The sequence below is a fragment of the Embleya hyalina genome (assembly GCF_003967355.1).
GTDB lineage: Bacteria > Actinomycetota > Actinomycetes > Streptomycetales > Streptomycetaceae > Embleya > Embleya hyalina.
Genome location: NZ_BIFH01000021.1, coordinates 38,864 through 56,074 on the forward strand (window position 1 = coordinate 38,864; position 17,211 = coordinate 56,074).

The 17,211-nt window shown below is 72.5% G+C and carries 17 protein-coding genes; 8 read left to right on the top strand and 9 right to left on the bottom strand.

Annotated elements, in window-relative coordinates:
* Positions 1 to 232: 232 nt before the first annotated feature.
* The 4 genes from EMA17_RS20820 to EMA17_RS20835 are packed head-to-tail and all read right to left on the bottom strand — an operon-like array spanning position 233 to position 3,270.
* The gene (locus tag EMA17_RS20820; protein WP_126638594.1) at positions 233 to 1,018 is read right to left on the bottom strand and encodes a class I fructose-bisphosphate aldolase; all 786 of its coding nucleotides are present in this window, start codon (positions 1,016 to 1,018) and stop codon (positions 233 to 235) included.
* Positions 1,019 to 1,070: 52 nt separating this feature from the next.
* Positions 1,071 to 1,520: a nuclear transport factor 2 family protein gene (locus tag EMA17_RS20825; RefSeq protein WP_126638595.1), complete on the bottom strand. Its 450-nt coding sequence runs from the start codon at positions 1,518 to 1,520 to the stop codon at positions 1,071 to 1,073.
* Positions 1,517 to 2,014 (bottom strand): VOC family protein, encoded by a 498-nt coding sequence (locus EMA17_RS20830; RefSeq protein ID WP_126638596.1) that lies wholly within the window; start codon positions 2,012 to 2,014, stop codon positions 1,517 to 1,519. Before EMA17_RS20830 ends, EMA17_RS20825 begins: the two co-directional genes overlap by 4 nt.
* 56 nt (positions 2,015 to 2,070) lie before the next feature.
* Entirely contained in the window at positions 2,071 to 3,270 is a 1,200-nt protein-coding gene (locus EMA17_RS20835; RefSeq protein WP_126638597.1) for an aromatic ring-hydroxylating oxygenase subunit alpha, read from the bottom strand.
* 188 nt (positions 3,271 to 3,458) lie between these two features.
* Between EMA17_RS20835 and EMA17_RS20840 the strand changes: the two genes are divergently transcribed.
* Positions 3,459 to 4,469 (top strand): aldo/keto reductase, encoded by a 1,011-nt coding sequence (locus tag EMA17_RS20840; RefSeq protein ID WP_126638598.1) that lies wholly within the window; start codon positions 3,459 to 3,461, stop codon positions 4,467 to 4,469.
* 127 nt (positions 4,470 to 4,596) lie between these two features.
* Here the strand turns inward: EMA17_RS20840 and EMA17_RS20845 are convergent, their stop codons facing one another.
* From EMA17_RS20845 to EMA17_RS20865, 5 genes are all read right to left on the bottom strand, one after another.
* Positions 4,597 to 4,983: a VOC family protein gene (locus EMA17_RS20845; protein WP_126638599.1), complete on the bottom strand. Its 387-nt coding sequence runs from the start codon at positions 4,981 to 4,983 to the stop codon at positions 4,597 to 4,599.
* An 85-nt stretch (positions 4,984 to 5,068) separates the two neighbouring features.
* Positions 5,069 to 5,458: a VOC family protein gene (locus tag EMA17_RS20850; protein ID WP_126638600.1), complete on the bottom strand. Its 390-nt coding sequence runs from the start codon at positions 5,456 to 5,458 to the stop codon at positions 5,069 to 5,071.
* Complete coding sequence (locus EMA17_RS20855) at positions 5,443 to 6,855, bottom strand: FGGY-family carbohydrate kinase (protein WP_126638601.1); 1,413 nt, start codon at positions 6,853 to 6,855, stop codon at positions 5,443 to 5,445. The genes EMA17_RS20850 and EMA17_RS20855 overlap by 16 nt, the downstream gene beginning before the upstream one ends.
* Before the next feature lie 2 nt (positions 6,856 to 6,857).
* The gene (locus EMA17_RS20860) at positions 6,858 to 7,877 is read right to left on the bottom strand and encodes a zinc-dependent alcohol dehydrogenase (RefSeq protein WP_126638602.1); all 1,020 of its coding nucleotides are present in this window, start codon (positions 7,875 to 7,877) and stop codon (positions 6,858 to 6,860) included.
* A 56-nt stretch (positions 7,878 to 7,933) separates the two neighbouring features.
* Positions 7,934 to 9,331, bottom strand: a complete 1,398-nt coding sequence (locus tag EMA17_RS20865) for an amidohydrolase family protein (RefSeq protein ID WP_126638603.1) — start codon at positions 9,329 to 9,331, stop codon at positions 7,934 to 7,936.
* A gap of 267 nt (positions 9,332 to 9,598) precedes the next feature.
* Between EMA17_RS20865 and EMA17_RS20870 the strand changes: the two genes are divergently transcribed.
* From EMA17_RS20870 to EMA17_RS20900, 7 genes are all read left to right on the top strand, one after another.
* Positions 9,599 to 11,113, top strand: coding sequence for an aldehyde dehydrogenase family protein (locus EMA17_RS20870; protein ID WP_160161487.1), 1,515 nt, complete (start codon positions 9,599 to 9,601; stop codon positions 11,111 to 11,113).
* 103 nt (positions 11,114 to 11,216) lie between these two features.
* Positions 11,217 to 11,702 (top strand): VOC family protein, encoded by a 486-nt coding sequence (locus EMA17_RS20875; RefSeq protein ID WP_246126792.1) that lies wholly within the window; start codon positions 11,217 to 11,219, stop codon positions 11,700 to 11,702.
* A 5-nt stretch (positions 11,703 to 11,707) separates the two neighbouring features.
* Entirely contained in the window at positions 11,708 to 12,433 is a 726-nt protein-coding gene (locus EMA17_RS20880) for a FadR/GntR family transcriptional regulator (RefSeq protein ID WP_160161488.1), read from the top strand.
* A gap of 193 nt (positions 12,434 to 12,626) precedes the next feature.
* Positions 12,627 to 12,986 (top strand): cupin domain-containing protein, encoded by a 360-nt coding sequence (locus EMA17_RS20885; protein ID WP_126638606.1) that lies wholly within the window; start codon positions 12,627 to 12,629, stop codon positions 12,984 to 12,986.
* A gap of 294 nt (positions 12,987 to 13,280) precedes the next feature.
* Positions 13,281 to 14,363, top strand: a complete 1,083-nt coding sequence (locus EMA17_RS20890; protein WP_246126793.1) for a BMP family ABC transporter substrate-binding protein — start codon at positions 13,281 to 13,283, stop codon at positions 14,361 to 14,363.
* Positions 14,338 to 16,068 carry an ABC transporter ATP-binding protein gene (locus EMA17_RS20895; protein WP_246126794.1) on the top strand — a complete coding sequence of 577 codons (1,731 nt, stop codon included), beginning with the start codon at positions 14,338 to 14,340 and terminating at the stop codon, positions 16,066 to 16,068. Before EMA17_RS20890 ends, EMA17_RS20895 begins: the two co-directional genes overlap by 26 nt.
* Positions 16,065 to 17,201: an ABC transporter permease gene (locus tag EMA17_RS20900; RefSeq protein WP_126638608.1), complete on the top strand. Its 1,137-nt coding sequence runs from the start codon at positions 16,065 to 16,067 to the stop codon at positions 17,199 to 17,201. The genes EMA17_RS20895 and EMA17_RS20900 overlap by 4 nt, the downstream gene beginning before the upstream one ends.
* Positions 17,202 to 17,211: the final 10 nt, after the last annotated feature.

Consider the following 17,211-nt stretch of genomic DNA (forward strand, 5'->3'; position numbering starts at 1 on the left):
CCCTTCGGCGAGGCCGAGACCAAACTCAGCCCGTCCGGCGTTTGAGGACAAGGGCCGCCGGCTGGCCCGGTGGCATCCGGCCCGAGCCCGCCCTTCGGCGGGGCCGAGGCCAAACTCAGCCCGTCCGGCGTTTGAGGACAAGGGCCGCAGGCCGGCCCGGTGGCATCCGGCCCGAGCCCGGTCCTCGACGCAGCCGAGGCCAAATCCAGCCCGTCCGGCGTTTGAGGACCCGCTAGCCGGCCCCGCCACCCCCGTGGACCGCCTCCCGAAGCCGCTCCACGAGCAACTGCGGCTTGGCCGACCCCCAGACGTTCCGACCGAAGGCGACCCCGGCCCCGCCGGCCGCGACCACGCCGCCCGCCAACGCGACGACGTCGTCCTCACTGTCCGACTTGGGCCCACCGAGCGCCACCACCGGAACCGGACACGCCTCGACCACGGCGGCGAACTCCTCGGGCCGCCCGGGGCAGACGGTCTTGACGATGTCCGCCCCCAGTTCCGCGCCGATCCGCGCCGCGCGAGCCACGTTCTCCGTGGTCCACGGCACCGCCTTGCCCCAACCCCCCGGGATCATCTCCGCCATCACCGGCAGGCCGAGCTGTTCACACTCCGAGGTCAGCCGGGCCAGCCGCCGCAGCGACAGATGCTCGTCCGGCGCACCGGGGAAGGCCAGCACCACCACGCAGTCCGCGCCCAACTTCAGCGCCTGCTCCGGCAGATGCATGATGTCGTTGACGTCACCCGGCGCGAAGTCGCCCAACTCCGAGGCGCCACCGTCGATCCGCAACACCAGACCCGCATCGGCGAAGGTGTCGGCATAGGCCCGGGCCAGATGCCACGTGGCGAGCACCGCGTCCGGACCGCCCGCGGCGATCTGCGCCATCGGCTCACCCAGCGGCGGCCCCTCGCCCATGTAGGCGGCGTGGTCGATGGCGACGAACACGGCCCGGCCGTCCGCGCCGAACATCCGACGCATCCGCCGCAGCTTGCCCGCCCCGGTAGCGGAATAGGTCTGCACAGTCGTTCCCTTCGATCGTTCTCCACCCGAATCGGCGGAGCTGCCAGCACGTTCAGTCCAGCTCGACGGACGACCCCGGACGAGCCGCGTCGACGCCCCCGACCTGCCGCTCGAACTCGCTCCCGTCCCAGTAGTCCACGCGATGCGCGATCAACCCGCCCACCACCCGGAACCGGAACACCCCCCGGATCCGCACCGGTTCGGCGACCCGCGAGCCACGCGGCCGACACGTCATCGTGTAGGCGAGCGCGGCCCGATCGCCGTCCACCAGCAGGTCCTCCACGACATAGCGCAACTCCTCGAACTCGGCCAGGAAGTGCGGCAACCGCTCGCGATAGGCGGCCCGCCCACGCAGACCGCGCCCCAGCGCGGAGGTGTGCTCGTTGTGGAAGTCGACACTCACCAGGTCCGCGATCGTGTCCGGATCACCCCCGTTGAGCGCCGCGAGATAGGCCTCGACCGCCGCCCGCGTCGCCGCCCGGTTCGCCGCCGCCTCACTCACGCGTCGGCCCGCACGTCCCGGCCGCCTCGGACGTCCCCGCCCTCCCGCTCACCCCACAGCTCACGAACCTCCGCGAACACCTGCTGGTTGTGCGAGATCTCCACGACATTGCCGTCCGGGTCCTTCAGCGCGCAGATGTAGCCCACCGGCGGCGGCACATCCATCGGCTCCCAGTGCAGGCATCCGGCCGCACGCGCCCGGTCGGCGATCGTGTCCACGTCGTTCCGCGACGGCACCTCCATGCCCAGATGCGCGAATGGCGTCAGCTGCGGTTGCGGATTGCCCCGATCCTTGTCGAAGGCGACCAGGACCAGCACGAACGGAGTCTGTACCTGGTTGGGGTTGGACAACCACGCGTTGGAGCCGGCGTCGTCGCTGTGCCGCGACACCACCACCAGCGGGGTGAACGAGGTGTAGAAGTCGATCGCCGCCTCCAGGTCGGACGACGGCAGCGCGATATGGGTCCAGCGGGCCTCGGTCAACGTCGGTTCCATCGCGGTGGCTCCTCTCGGTCCGGTGTGCTGCGTGTGCTCGCGCCGCTCGACGGCACTCAGTCGATCGGCCCGTCGAACTCGTCGGCCGCCAGCGGCGTCGCCACGTCCAGGCGGATCTGCCGCATCATGTGTTGGGCACGGCCCTCCCACGCGCTGGGCGGGCCCACCCGGTAGAACGGCGACCGCAGGTTCTCCATCAGCACGGTCACCATGTCGGTGTCCTCCTTGTTGGTCAGCTCGAGGTTGACCAACTCCCGCTCCTGCAGGTCGAGATCGTCGGTCAGCCCGTAGATCCGGGAGAACAGCCGGGTGCGATCGGGCGCGATGGGATCCGCCCGCACCATGATCAGCTGGGAGGCGTAGGGCAGCGGCGTCAGGTTCGGATAGACGAACTCCGCGTAGCTGCCCCGCAGATCCTCCTCACCCAGGTCGGTCCGACCCAGCGACATGTCGTACGCGTCGCTGTGCGGCTTGTAGCCGCTGGTGGTACGCCCCTCGAAGCGCACCACGGTGTCCATCTGCTTGCGCACCTTGTTCAACCGGCGGTGCACGAAACGCACGTGGTAGTCGTCGTTGGAGTTCTCGACGAAGGCCTTCCAGTTGAACGGATACTCCTCGTCCAGCTCGCGGTGGTAGCGGTGGTAGTCACCGATCCGATACGCGGTGTAACGCGGCAGCAGCGGCGCGATCCACTCCTCGAACGACGGCGCCTTGTGCGACAGGCACGCGAAGACGAGCTTGTCGAAGGCCACGTGCACCCGGATGGGGACTAGGCCGTACCGGTGCATCGGGAAGTCCGGACCGTACATCCGGTTCATGTCCGGGATCGACAACAGCGTGCCGTCGAGCCCGTAGGTCCACGCGTGGTAGGGGCAGGCGAACGCCTTGCCGCAGTTTCCCGCGGCGTCGAACGCGACGCCGGAGGCCCGGTGCCGGCAGTTGTTCAGGAAACCCTTGACCGAGCCGTCGCGCTGCTTGACCACCAGCACCGACTGGCCGCCGATCCGCCCGGTGATGAAGTCGCCGGGCCGGCGCAGATCCTCGGTGTCGCCCAGCCAGATCCACGAGCGGGCGAACACCCGGATCATCTCCAGATCGAACAGATCCCGATCCCAGACCTCCCAAGGCTGCAACATCTCGCTCGGCAGGGGGGCGTCCACCAAACCGTCGCCCTCGCGAGCGGTCGCGGTACGGCGTTGTTCCGCCACCCGCTCGTCCAGGGCATGTTCCGCGGCCCCGATCCGGTCCGTCAGCACAACGTCCTCCCCGTCACCTGGGATGTTTGCGATACAGCCGAAGGTAGGCGGCGGGAATCGGCCCCGATATGTGCTTCAGGCACGAACAAACGGCCCTCGCGCTGCGCCCGGACCACATCGGTGCACACGTACCGGCGTGCCAGCCTCGGGGGAGCACGTCCGAAGCACGGCACCCTGGGAGGAAACCCGTGGAGTACACCCCGCTCGGTCGCACCGGCATCCGAGTCAGCAGGCTGTGCCTCGGCACGATGATGTTCGGCGCGTGGGGCAACACCGACCAGGACGCGTGCGTACGCATGGTGCGCCGCGCGCTCGACGCCGGGATCAACTTCGTGGACACCGCCGACGTGTACGCGTTCGGGGAGAGCGAACGGATCCTGGCTAAGGCGCTCAAGGGCCGCCGCGACGACGTGGTCCTCGCCACCAAGTTCGGCGAGGCGATGGACCCGGACGCGCCGCTGCGCCGCGGGGCGTCGCGGCGGTGGATCGTGCGCGCCGTGGAGGACAGCCTGCGCCGCCTGGAGACCGACCACCTGGACCTGTACCAACTGCACCGCCCCGACCCCGACACCGACATGGACGAGACGCTGGGTGCGCTGACCGACCTGGTCCGCCAGGGCAAGGTACGCGCGATCGGCTCCTCCGCCCTGCCCGCGGAGGGCATCGTGGAGGCGCGCTGGACCGCCGAGCGACACGGGCACCAGCCGTTCGCGGCGGAACAACTGGCCTACTCGGCCCTCGCCCGGCACGCGGAGCGCGCCGCGTTGCCCACGTGCGGTCGATACGGTCTGGGCGTGCTGGTGTTCAGCCCGCTCAACGGCGGCTGGCTGACCGGCAAGTACCGGACCGGGGCGGCCGTTTCGCCCGATTCGCGCGCGGTTCGCAACGCCGAGCACTTCGACCACGCGGACGCCACGATCCGGGCGGCGAAGACGGCCCTGGTCGAGGAGTTCGCCACGATCGCCGACGAAGCCGGGTGCAGCCTGCCCGAGTTGGCCCTCGCCTTCGTCCTGGCCCACCCGCAGGTGACCGCCGCCATCCTCGGCCCGCGCACCCCCGAACAACTCGAATCCCAACTCGGAGCCTGCGAGGTCCAGTTGAGCCGCGAGACGCTGGCCCGACTGGACGCCCTGGTCGCCCCCGGCACGGACGTCAACCCGGCGGACTGCCCCTATCCCCGCCCGGCCCCCCGCGCCTGAGCGCATCCGCTCACGCCGTCGTCACCGACGACCGCCCGTGCGCACGATCCCCATCCGGGATCGTGCGCACGGGCGGTCGGTGTTTCGGTGGTGCGGTGGTGCGGCGAGGCGACCCGTCGGGGCTACCTCACTTCTCCCACATCACGATCTGGTTCCCCCACGGGTCCAGGAACGAGGCGTGGTGACCCCCGAATTCCTCCCAATAGCACTGCTCCCACAGCGCGGTCGCGCCGAGCAGTACCGCCTTGTTCAGATACTCGCTCGGAGCCGCGTCGACCAGGATGTACACCCGCGAGTGCAGTCCGGCGCGCGGCTGTTGGGGCAGCGGCGCCGGGTCCGGCACCTGGGCGGCCTCGTCGAACAGGCCCAGGTGCAGCCCCTCGCCGGGCACGATCTGGTGGAAGACGCCCTGCGGGCGCGGGTTGATCGTCCAGCCGAACAACTCGCGGTAGAACTCGGTGGTCGCCTGCACGTCGGGCGTGGGCATGTCGACGAAGACCAGGGTATTGGTCACGGGTGGATCCTTTCCGGGGCCGGGCTGTGTCCAAGGACGGTGAGCGGAGCGGAACGGGGTGAACCGCGGGTGGGATGACGAAGGATCAGACCTGGTGGGCGTGACCATGCGTGAAGTAGGTGCCCTTGTCGCGCCAGAGCACGACCTCGTTGCCCCACGGGTCGCGGAACGCGGCGTAACGGGCCTCGAATTCGGCCCACGGCTTCTCCTCCCACAACACGCTCGCCCCGGCCGCGACGGCCTTGTCGAGGTAGGCGGGCGGCTCGTCGACCATCACGTAGATGCGCGGCACCGGGCCGACCGCGGGGCGGGCCTCGCGGCGGATGCCCAGGTTGGGCTTCACCCCGGGCAGCACCTCGCTGAACTCGTCGGCCGGGCGCCGCTTGAACTCCCAGCCGAACAACGCCGCGTAGAAGGCGGATGTGGCCTCCACGTCGGGGGAGGGCAGGTCCATGAAGATCACCGGATTGGGCACGTCGACTCCTCGGAGCGGGTGGGGGTATTGACGGCGGCGGCGGACGCGCGCCGCTGGGCGGCGTCGCCGAGGTCGAGGAAGCGGCGCAGTCCGGCCGCGTACTCGGGGTGGGGTTCGGGATCGAGCACGGTCATCGTCGGGCGCGGCCAGTCGCCCGCCCGACCGGCCCCGGGCGCGGGCCACCAGCGGGCGCCGGCACCGGCGGCCAGGGCCGCGCCGTACGCGGCCAGGTCCGTCTCGGCGGGCACCTCGACCGGAACGCCCAGTACCGAGGCCTTGATCGAGCACCACAGCGGGCTGCGCGCGGGCGACCCGGCGCACACCAGGGTGTCCAGGCGAACTCCTCGCGCGGCCAGGCCGGTCGCGATGTGCGCGAGGCCGTACGCGGTGCCCTCCAGGACGGCACGGGCGAGTTCGCCCGGACCGCTGCCCGAGGTCAGGCCGAAGACCTCGCCGCGCAACTCGCGGTTCCAGCGCGGCGCGCGCTCGCCCTCGAGGTAGGGCAGGACCAACACGCCCCGCGCGCCCGGCGGTACCTCCGCGGCCAGGGCCAACAGGTCGCGGACCTCCCGCCCGGTGAGGTCGCGCAGCCATTCCAGGATCAGCCCGTGCGCGGCGACCGGGCCGCCGACGATCTCGACCCCGGGCACCGCCGCCGGCAGCGCGTACGCGTCGGCGGCGGGCGATCCGGCGGCCACCGCCACGGCCAGCCCGCCGGTGCGCCCACCGGGGTCCAGGGCCCGCCCGGGACGATCCAACCCGCCCGCCCAGAAGGCCAGATAGGCATCCTGCGCACCGGCCACCAGCGGGGTGCCCGCCGCCAGATCGTGCCCCACGCCCAACGCGCCGACCACGGACCCGGTGGCGACCACCGGCCCGTATCCGGTCAGCGCCGGATCACCCGGCCACCGCGCCTGCGCCCGATCCGCGCCGAACCGGGCGGCCAGCCAGTCGTACAGCTGCCAGGCCCGCACGTCGGGCCCGTGCTCGGCGCGCAACGCCGCGTGCTGGGCGTGGTGCTGCTCCACGGGCGAGCCGGTCGCCCCCGCCGGATGCCGACAGGTCAGCGCGGCGACCCCGGAGCGGACCTCCGCGCCGACCTGCGAGCCGGCTCCCGACGCCCCGATCCCGCCGACCACGGTCGTCGGGCTCTGCCCGCCCAGGCACAGCGCGGCGGGACGGGCCGCACCGGGCACCAGCGCGCGCAGTTCGGCGAGCGCCTGCGTGGTGGCGGCCAGCCAGGCGTACGGATCGGCCTGCCCGGGGGCCCAGTTCGCCGCCCCGGGGTAGCCGGCGGTGGTACCGCCCAGGACCGTGCCGTCGGGATCCAGGGCCAGTGCGCGGACCGAGTTGCTGCCGACGTCGACGCCGACCACGACGGAGGAGGTGCCGGGCATGCTCAGCCGCCCACGAGGACACGGTAGACGGGCGACTTCGCGGCCAGCCGGAAGGCCGCGTCCACGTCGGCGAGCGGATAGGTGGCGGTGACCAGCGCGTCCAGGTCGGCCGCCAGTCGGCCGGAGCCGATGATCGCGGCGGCCTCGGTCCAGTCCCGCGGTTCCTGGCTGTAGACGCCGACGACGCTCAGTTCGTGATGGTGGATCAGGTCCGGACCGACCTCGGCGAGCACCTCCTTGGGGAAGGCGCCGAACAGCACCACCGTGCCGCCGTCGTCGCACAGGGACAGCGCGCTCTCCAGGGCGCCCGGGGCGCCGGCGGTGACGAACACGACGTCCTGCCGGCCGCCGGTCTCGGCGGCCTGCTCCGGGGTGCTCGTCCAGTCCGCGCCCGCCGCGCGGGCCTCGGCCAGGCGTTCCTCGCTGATGTCGATCAGGCCGACCGAGGCGGCGCCCTTGAACCGGGCCAGGGCCAGGTGCAGGCGGCCCATGAACCCGGCTCCGATCACCGCGACCCGATCGCCCGCGCGCAGTCCGCCGAGCCGGGCCGAGTGCGCCACACAGGCCAGCGGTTCGCCCATCGCGGCGTGCGCGATCGGCGCCGAGCCGGTGCGGAACGCCTGGAGCGCCTTGACCTTGACGAACTCGGCGAAGCCGGCGCCCATCGAGATGGTCCCGTCGGCGAGCGCGCCGCCCTGTGGCTGCTTGCACAGCGCGCTGCGCCCGCGCCGGCACGAGGTACAGGTGCCGCAGCGGGTGAGCAGGTCGACGGTGACCGTGTCGCCGACGGCCGCGACCCCGGGCAGCCCGGCCACGGCACGTCCCACGGCGACCACCTCGCCCGCCACCTCGTGGCCGGGGGCGACCGGGTAGATCGGCTTGGTGCCCAGGTAGAGCCGGCGCTCCATGGTGCACATGCCGGTGCGGCCGACGCGCACCAGCACGTCGTCCGGGCCGACCTCGGGGACCGGTTCCTCGCGCAGGTCGACCTGCTCGGGCGCGGTGACAACGGCAACTCGCATGGGGGCTCCTCGACTTCGCGGCAAGACTGCGGCGGAAAAACGGAAGGACGGGGTGTTCAGTACGCCCGCAGGGTCGGCCAGCGCGAACGCAGCGGTACGCCCGCCCGGGCGAGCAGCGCCTCGGCGGCGCGGGCGGCGGCGGTACGCAGCGCAGGCTCGTCCACCTCGACGCACGCGTGGTCGCGCACCACGATCCGGCCGCCGACCAGGACGTCGCGCACCGAACGCCCGTCGGCGGACCACACCAACTGCTGCGCGACATCGCCGCGCGGGGTCCACTGCGGGCCGGTGGCGTCGTGCACCACCAGGTCGGCGTACTTGCCGGGCTCCAGCGAGCCGATCCGGTCGGCCATGCCGATCGCCTCGGCCCCGCCGATGGTGGCCAACTCCAGCGCCTCGGCGGCGCCCGGGCCGGTGGGGTCGAGCGCCATGTCCTTGGCCAGCCCGACCGCGAGCGCGGCGGTACGCAGCAGGTCGGCCGAGTCGGCGGCGTTGGCCGCGTCCGTGCCGAGCGCGATCCGCCCGCCGCGGCGCAGCAGCTCGGCGTGCCGGCCGGCGCGGGTGACGCCCTGACCCAGGCGCAGATACGCCCACGGGCAGTAGGCGACCGCCGTGCGGGTGGCGAGCAGCGCCTCGACCTCGGCGTCGTCCAGCCACACGGCGTGTGCGAGCAGCAGGTGCGGGCCGAGCACGTCGAGCGAGGCCAGGTGCAGTGCGGGCCGGCGGCCGGTGCGGCGCAGGTAGTCCTCGGGGTCGGCGCCGGAGGGGGACAGGTGCATCGTCATCCGGGCGCCGCGGTCACGGGCCAACTCGGCCGCGCCGGCGAGCAGTTCGTCGGAGGCCAGACCGTGCCCGACCAGGGTGACCCAGCCCTCGACCCGGCTGCCGGGCGGATGGGCCGTGACCAGCGCGGCGAGCCGGTCCAGCACCTCGCCGGCGGGCCCGGCGAACGGCGCGCCGGGCACGTCCCACCCCCAGGCGCCGATCCCGCCCCGGATGCCGACCTCGTGCATCGCGGCGGCCACCCGCTCCGGGTGCGCCACGGTGCCCGCCTCGATCACGGTGGTCACCCCGTTGCGCAGGCTCTCCACGCCGGCCAGCAGTGCGGACAGTTCGTCGTCGGCGGGCAGGTGCGCCGCGTGCAGCGGCACCGCCCAGGTGTCGACGGAGGCGCCCGGCGGCAGGTCGTCGGGGATGCGCGCGCGGGCCAGCGGGTCGCCGGTCTGGTGCAGGTGGGCGTTGACCAGGCCGGGGGTGACGACACAGTCGCTCGCGTCCAGTTCCGGGGTGCCCGGCCAGCGGGCGCGCAGCTCGGACGTGGCGCCGACGGCCAGGACGCGCTCTCCGGCGACGGCGACGGCGCCGCCGAGCAGCACCTCGCGGCGCGGGTTCATGGTGACCACGTCACCGCCCGCGACCAGCAGCTCCGGCCGGGTCGGCCCGGGGCCGTTCACGTTGGTCTCACCTGCGCAGTCGCCATGTCCGGGGACACTAGGCCCGGCGCCGGCCGCCGGCATCGTGGCCCGGAGCACAATCAAGTGCGCCCAGTCCATGCCGGGAACACAATGCGAGCACAGGCCGACGGGGGAAAACCTGGCCCGGTGCCGTGTCGGGCGAGCTTCCAGGTTGCGGCGCCCGACACGGTTCGGGCCGGTCCGGCGGACCCACCGGGATCCGCCGGACCGGCCGGGCCCGTCCACCGCGTCGAGGGAGTTGCCCACATGACCGACACCAGCACCAGCGGGCCGCGGATACGTGCGGACTGGCTGCGCTCGGATCCGTACCCGCAGTTGATCGGCGGCCGGGAGTCCTTCGACGGGGAGGCGCGGCCGGTGATCGACCCCTCCACGGGCGGCCGACCGGCATCCTGGCTGGCGGCGACCGACGCCGAGGTCGAGGCGGCGATCGTCGCGGCGCGGAGCAGTTTCGACGCCGGAGTGTGGCGGCGCATGCCGGGACCGCGCAAGGCGGAGGTGTTGGAGGCGGTGGCCGCGGCGATCCGCGCGGACGCGCCCCGACTGGCGGCCCTGGAGGCGATGGACACCGGCAAGGCGGTCTCCGGGGCGCTGACGAACGACGTCTACGAGGCGGCGAACGCGTTCTCGTACGCCGCGGCGATCTGTCGCACCGCGCACGGCGACGTGCGGCGCTCGTCCTTCCCGCCCGAGTTGTTGCCCGGCGGCGGCCCGGACCTGCTGACCCTGCGCCTCGGCGAGCCGGCCGGCGTGGTGGTCGAGTTGTTGCCGTGGAACGGCCCGTTGATGACGGGCAGTCAGCGGATCGCCTCGGCGCTGGCGGCCGGCTGCTCGATCGTGGCCAAACCGCCGGTCGACGCGGTGGTGACGCTGGTCGAGCTGGGCCGGACGCTGACTGCGGCGGGACTGCCGGCCGGGGTGTTGAACATCGTGCTCGGCCCCGGCGCCACGGTCGGCGAGCGGCTGATCACCGACCCCAGGATCGACCTGATCAGCCTGACCGGCGGCACGGACACCGGCCGGCACGTACTGGCTGCCGCCGCGCGCAACCTGACCCCGGTCCATCTGGAGCTGGGCGGCAAGTCGCCGGTGGTCGTGTTCGACGACGCCGACCTGGACCAGGCGGTGGGCTGGGCGATGATGGCCGCGTTCGTGAACATGGGCGAGGTGTGCGTCGCGGGCAGTCGGCTGCTCGTCCAGGAGTCGGTGTACGAGCGGGTGGTGGAGGCGGTGGCGGCGGCCGCGGCGTCGCTGCCGGTGGGCGACGCGCTGCATCCGGACACCTTCATCGGGCCCCTGATCAACCCGCGCCACGCCGACCGGGTCCGCGGCTTCGTGGACCGGGCCCTGGCCGCGGGGGACGCCTCCGCGGTCGGCAAGCCGGTGCTGCCCGACGGCCTGCCGGACACCTATGTCGCGCCGACCGTGCTCGGCCGGGTTCGACGCGGGTGCGAGGTGGAACAGGAAGAGGTGTTCGGGCCGGTGCTCGCCGCGATGCCGTTCGCCGACGAGGCGGAGGCGGTGGCGCTGGCCAATGGGACGCGGTACGGCCTCAACGGCACCGTGTTCACCCGGGACATCGAACGCGCGTTCCGATTCGCGGACGCGCTGGACTGCGGTGAGGTCAACGTGAACTGTCACTTCGCGCCGGACATGAACGGCGGACGCGGCGAGCCGCGCCGGGCCAGCGGCTTCGCCAGGACCGGGGTGGACGCCTACACCCGCACCAAGGCGGTGAACGTCCAGGTGCACAGCGGGTGAAGCGCCGGGTTGTGCTCGGGGACCAATGACCGCACCTGACCGAGCTTCATACCTTCTGATTGTCAGACCAACAGCCTGACCCACACCCTGAGGAGGCCCGATCGTGGCCGTTACCGGGATGAACCACGCGGTGCTGTACGTGCGCGACGCGCACAAGACCGCCCGGTTCTACAACGAGGTGCTGGATTTCGTCACCGTCATCGACGGCCCGCCCGGGAGCTACGTCTTCATGCGGGCCCCCGCGTCGAAGAACCACCACGACATCGCGTTCTTCACCGTCGGCGCGGAGGCGGGCGAGTCCCAGGCCGGTCGGCGCACCGTGGGGATGTACCACATCGCGTGGGAGGTCCCCACCCTCGACGACCTGGACGAGGCCCGGCAACGCCTGGCCACCGCAGGCGCGTTGATCGGCGCGAGCGACCACGGCGCCAACAAGAGCCTGTACGCCAAGGACCCCGACGGTCTCGAATTCGAGGTCATGTGGCTGGTCCCGCCCGAGTACTGGGGCGACGAGGAGCACGAGGCGATCATCCGCCCGCTCGACCTGGACGCCGAACGCGAGCGGTTCGCGCATCTGGCGGGCGCGTAGTGCCCTTGCGGGCACCGGGGGAGCGGATCCCGTTCGCCAAGGTCGCGCGCCGCACGATCTCCGAGGAGGTCCGCGACGCGCTCCTGGCGAGCGTGCGCGAGGGCGACCTGCGACCGGGCGCCCAACTGCCCCCGGAACGCACGCTGTGCGAGCAGTTCGGGGTGGCCCGCACCTCGGTGCGCGAGGCGATCCAGGGCCTGGTCTCGCTGGGCTGCCTGGTCAAGCGGGGCAACCGGTTCTACGTCGCCGAGCGGCTGCCCGGGGTGTCCTTCGACGCGGCCGACGGCCGCAAGCTGCGCGTGTCCGAGTTGTTCGAGGTACGCCAGGTGACCGAGGTCGCCATCGCCCGACTGGCCGCGCTGCGCGCCGAGCCCGACCAGCGGGCCGAGATCGGCGAACTGGCGGCCGGATTCGACCCGTCGATGAGCCTGGAGGCGTTCCGCCGCCAGGACCGCCGCTTCCACGCGGCACTGGCCCGCGCGTGTGGCAACACCACGCTGCGCGAGTTGTACGCGAAGGTGCTCGACGCGGTATTCGCGTCCGGCGACTTCGCCTCGCTCCTGGCCGCCGAGGGCAACGCCGAGGCGGTCCGTCAGGTGATCGCCGAGTCCTGCCGCTCGCACCGCGGCATCGCCGAGGCGGTCGCCGCCGGCGCCCCCGACGCCGCCGCCCACGCCGCCGCCGAACACCTCGGCGAAGTGGAACGGCAGATGACCGCGCGGATGTTCTAGGTCCGCCGTTCCGGGTCCGGCGGATCGGGCCCGCCGCTCGGCGGCCGGCGATCCGGTACACCCTCCGGGCCCGCCGTCCCCGGTACCGGCCGGGGCGTGCCCGGCCGGCCGCGGCCCGGACCCGTGCGGGTCGGCCCGTCCACCCGCCAACCCCCAACGACCGTACGCACCTCTCGGAGAGGACCGCATCGAGATGAGCGACACGCAACGCGTCTGGGCCTTCGACGACAGCGAGTTCGTCGAGGTCAAGCCGGGATTCCGGCGCCGGGTCTACACCGGCGACGAGTTGATGCTGACCCTGTGGCGGATCCGCGAGGGATGCGGCCCCACCCCCTACGACGACCATCCCGACCACGAGCAGTACGGCATGGTGCTCAAGGGCAGGCTCGACTTCCGGATCGACTCGGACGAGCGGCGGGTGCTCGGGCCCGGCGACGTCTACTGGGCACCCAAGGGTTGCGACCACGGGGACAGCCTGTTCATCGGCGACCCCGAGCACGGCGAGACCTGGATCCTGGACATCTTCACCCCGCCGCGCGACGAATACCGCTGACGGCCGACCCGCACCGACCCACCCGCACGACGTCCCCGCACCACCGCGACACCCCACGACTGTCGGACGGTTGCGCTCGCCGCAGGCACCGCGCACCGACCCCCACCCGCTTCCGGGCCGGATTCCCCCGCGCAACCGGAACGGGCTCCTCCGCCGGACCGACATCCCACCCCGGCCCGCGGCCGTACACCCGGCAACGGCACGCCCACCGTGCCCGCCCGGATCGCCGCGTACCCGTCGGTCCGTGTCGAACCAACGCGCCCTGATTCGTCTGGAGACCTTCCGATGAAGAACATGGTTCGAGTCATCGCGGCCTCGGTCATCATACCGGGACTGCTCCTCACCGCCTGTGGCGGCGGTTCCTCCTCGTCCTCCACCACCGAGGCCGGGGCGCCCGCCTCGGCCGGCGCCCCCGGCGCCGGCACCCTCCCCGCCAACGAACCCGACGTCAACAAGGACAAGAAGGTCGTCATCGGGGTGATGAGCCCCGGCGACACCAAGGACAAGGGCTACTACCAGAGCTTCGTCGACGAGGCGAACACCTATGCCACGGCCAATGGTTGGAAGCTGGTGGTGGTCGACAAGATCAACCCGGCCAACGCCGTGCAGCAGGCGCGCAACCTGTGTCGGCAGAAGGTCGACATGATCGCCATCGGCGCCAGCGAGCTCAAGGACGCGCTCAGCGCGGCCAAGGAACCCCAGTGCAAGGGCACCACCTGGTACATCAGCGGCGGGCAGGGCGTCACCCAGACCGCCGAGTTCACCCAGTCGCTCGACTACATCAACGAGTCGCTGTACGTGGCCGGTTACGCCGCCGGACTGATCCTCAAGGAGAACGGCGGCAAGAAGGCCGGCTACATCACCGGCCCCGACCTCCAGTTCGCCCGCGACGTGGCGAAGGCGTTCGAGGCCGGCATCAGGAAGGTCGTGCCCGACGCCGAGATGGTGCAGACCTACACCGGCGACTTCAACGACTCCGGCAAGGCCAAGGAGGCCGCCCAGGCGCAGATCAGCCAGGGCGTCAAGGTGATCTACCCCTACCTCGGCGGCGCCACCGACGTGGTCACCCAACTCGCCAACGAGAAGGGCGTGCCGGCGCTGACCCCCGGTACCGACCGCTGCGGCACGCCCGGCGCGCAATACGCGATCTCGGTGATCTTCAGCCCCGGCGCCTACTTCGCCGGCGCGCTGGAGGACTTCAAGAAGGGCACGCTGCGGATGGGTGTGGCCCGCGAGTGGCACCTGGGCAAGGACCCGGTGCCCACCGTCAAGCTCTGCAAGCCCACCGGCGACCAGGCGCAACAACTCCAGACGCTGATCCAGGACATCGGCAGCGGGAAGGTGAAGGTCGATGAGGCCGTCGCCGCAGGCAAGTGACACCGCCGTGACCGCCTCCCGACCGGCACCCGACACCGTCGGCGAGCCCGCCGGCGCCCCCCTCGACGGGCCCGCCGAACACACCGGCGCCGCCTCCGTTCTCACCGTCCCCGTGGTGCAACTGCTCGGCATCGGCAAGCGGTTCGGCGCGGTACGCGCCTGCGACGACGTCTCGCTGCGGGTTCGGGCCGGAGAGATCCACGGCCTGCTCGGCGAGAACGGCGCGGGCAAGAGCACGTTGATGAAGATCCTGCTCGGCCTGGTCGTCCCGGACACCGGACGGATCGTGCTGCGCGGCAGCGAGACGACCATCGCCGACCCCTCGGCCGCGGCGGCGCACGGCATCTCGATGGTGCACCAGCACTTCAGCCTGGTGGACCGGCTCAGCGTGTGGGAGAACGTGGTGCTCGGCGACCGCGGCCGGGTCGACCGGGACCGGGCGCGCAAGTCGGTGCGCGAGGTCGGCGACCGCTACGGCCTGCGGGTGGACCCCGACGCGTGCGTCGAGGACCTGTCCACCGGCGAGCGCCAGCGGGTCGAGATCGTCAAGTGTCTGCGCCGCGACCCCGGGGTGCTGATCCTGGACGAGCCGACCTCGGTACTCACCCTGGAGGAATCGCGCGAACTGTTCACCGTGCTGCGCCGGGTGGTCGCCGACGAGGGTAAGGCGGTGATCCTGATCAGCCACAAGCTGGACGAGATCGTGCACGCCACCGACCGGGTCACCATCATGCGCCAGGGGCGTGTGGTGGCCAGGCGGGCCACCGCCGACACCGATGTACGGGCGCTGGCCCGGGAGATGGTCGGGCGCGAACTGTCCAAGTGGACCGCCGCGTCCGCGGTCGGCGCGCTCGACGCGCTGATCGAGCCCGGCACCGGCGAACCGACCGGTGGCACCGCCGTGTTGGACGTGCGGGAACCCGAGGCGGCCCCCGCCCCGAAACCGCGGCCGGCGGCCGGCGAGGTCCGGCTGCGGATCACCGACGCGCACGCCCGGGCCGCCGACCGGCGCCCGCTCCTGCGCGGGCTGAGCCTGGAGGTGCGCGCCGGGGAGATCCTGGGCATCGCGGGCGTCGAGGGCAACGGCCAGGCGGCGCTGGGTGATCTGCTCTCCAGCCTGCTGCCGCTGGACGCCGGCCGGGTGGAGGTGTGCGGCGGCGCCGTCGCCGCCGGCCGGCCCGGCGCGATGCACGCCGCCGGGGTCGGCGTGGTGCCCGAGGACCGACACGTGTCGGGCTGTGTGCTGGACATGTCGGTCGCGGAGAACCTGATGATGGCCGACCTGTCCTCGGTGACCAGTCGGGGACTGCTCAGTCGGCGCCGGATGGCCGAGCGGGCCCGGCGGTTGATCGAGGAGTTCGAGATCGCCACCCCCTCGCCGGACACCCCGATGCGGCAACTCTCCGGCGGCAACCAGCAAAAGGTGGTACTCGCCCGCGAACTCGCGGGCAGACCGCAGGTGTTGGTGGCCGCACAGCCCACCCGGGGCCTGGACATCGGTGCCATCGAGTACATGACCGAGCGGCTGCACGCCGCGGCCCGGGAGGGCATCGCGGTCCTGCTGCTGTCCACCGAACTGGGCGAGATCCTGACCCTCTCGCACCGCGTCGCGGTGATCCATCGCGGCGCCGTCGTCGGCGAGATGGACCGCGCCGACGTCGACACCGAGCGACTGGGCCTGATGATGGGAGGCCAGGCGGCATGACTTCGACCTCCGGGACCCTGATCTCCGAACCCCCGCCCGCGGTCGCGGCGCCCGAGCCCGTCGAGCGCCGCCGACCCCGACTCGCCGACCTGGGCACCCCGCTGCTCTACCTGCTCTCGCTGTCCACCGCGCTGGCCCTGGCCGGCCTGCTGATCGCGCTGGTCGGCCAGTCCCCGTGGGACGCGGCGAACGCGATGTACGACGGGAGCCTGGCCGACGGCGCGGCCATCGGGCAGAGCATCGACCAGGCCGCGCCGCTGCTCCTGGTCGCCGTCGGCTCGGTGATCGCCGCCCGCGCGGGCATCTTCAACATCGGCCAGGAGGGCCAACTCCTGGTCGGCGCCGCGGTCGGCGCGGCGATCGCGCTGTTCACCCCGGGCCCGGGACCGCTGGTGCTGATCCTGGCCCTGCTCGGCGCGGCCGTCGGGGGCGCGTTGTGGGCCGGCATCGCCGCGCTCCTGTTCTACTGGCGCGGCGTCGCGGTGGTGATCAGCACGCTGCTGCTGATCTTCGTCGCGAACCAGGCCGTCTCGTACGCGGTCAACTCCCCGTCGCTGCTGCGCGAGAAGGCGGTGGCCGGCCAGGTCACCACGTCGCAGACCGACATGTTGGCCGAGTCGGTCTGGCTGCCCCGGATCGGCGAATACCCCGACTTCAACATCGGCGCGGGCATCTTCGTCGCGCTGGTGCTGGCCGTCGGCACCTCCCTGGTCCTGGTTCGGACCCGCCTCGGCTTCCGGCTGCGCATGCTCGGGCTCAACCCCAAGGCCGCGCACCGGGCGGGTGTGGGCGCGGTGCTGGTCGGCGGCGGTGCGCTGCTCGCCTCCGGCGCGTTCGCCGGGCTGGCCGGCGGCGTGATGCTCACCGGCAACGGCCATCGCATGCAGGACGGCTTCGCGGACAACGTGGGCTTCGACGGACTGCTCGTCGCGCTCGTCGCCCGGGACAAGCCGATGCTCGCCGTGCCCGTCGCGCTGTTCTTCGGCGCGCTGCGCGCGGGCGGCGGATTCCTGTCCGCCACCGGGGTTCCGCGCTACATCGTCGCCGTGGTCACCGCGCTGATGGTGCTGGCCACGGTGTTCCCCGCCGCCTACGCCGAGGTACGACGCCGTCGTACCGCCGGTGCGGCCTGAGACCGGGAGG

What these genes read in the sequence shown, in the direction of transcription:
- EMA17_RS20860 (WP_126638602.1), bottom strand. Translation starts at nt 7,877, where the DNA reads ATGCGAGTTGCCGTTGTCACCGCGCCCGAGCAGGTCGACCTGCGCGAG.
- EMA17_RS20830 (WP_126638596.1), bottom strand. Translation starts at nt 2,014, where the DNA reads ATGGAACCGACGTTGACCGAGGCCCGCTGGACCCATATCGCGCTGCCG.
- EMA17_RS20870 (WP_160161487.1), top strand. Translation starts at nt 9,599, where the DNA reads ATGACCGACACCAGCACCAGCGGGCCGCGGATACGTGCGGACTGGCTG.
- EMA17_RS20890 (WP_246126793.1), top strand. Translation starts at nt 13,281, where the DNA reads ATGGTTCGAGTCATCGCGGCCTCGGTCATCATACCGGGACTGCTCCTC.
- EMA17_RS20885 (WP_126638606.1), top strand. Translation starts at nt 12,627, where the DNA reads ATGAGCGACACGCAACGCGTCTGGGCCTTCGACGACAGCGAGTTCGTC.
- EMA17_RS20900 (WP_126638608.1), top strand. Translation starts at nt 16,065, where the DNA reads ATGACTTCGACCTCCGGGACCCTGATCTCCGAACCCCCGCCCGCGGTC.
- EMA17_RS20895 (WP_246126794.1), top strand. Translation starts at nt 14,338, where the DNA reads ATGAGGCCGTCGCCGCAGGCAAGTGACACCGCCGTGACCGCCTCCCGA.
- EMA17_RS20855 (WP_126638601.1), bottom strand. Translation starts at nt 6,855, where the DNA reads ATGCCCGGCACCTCCTCCGTCGTGGTCGGCGTCGACGTCGGCAGCAAC.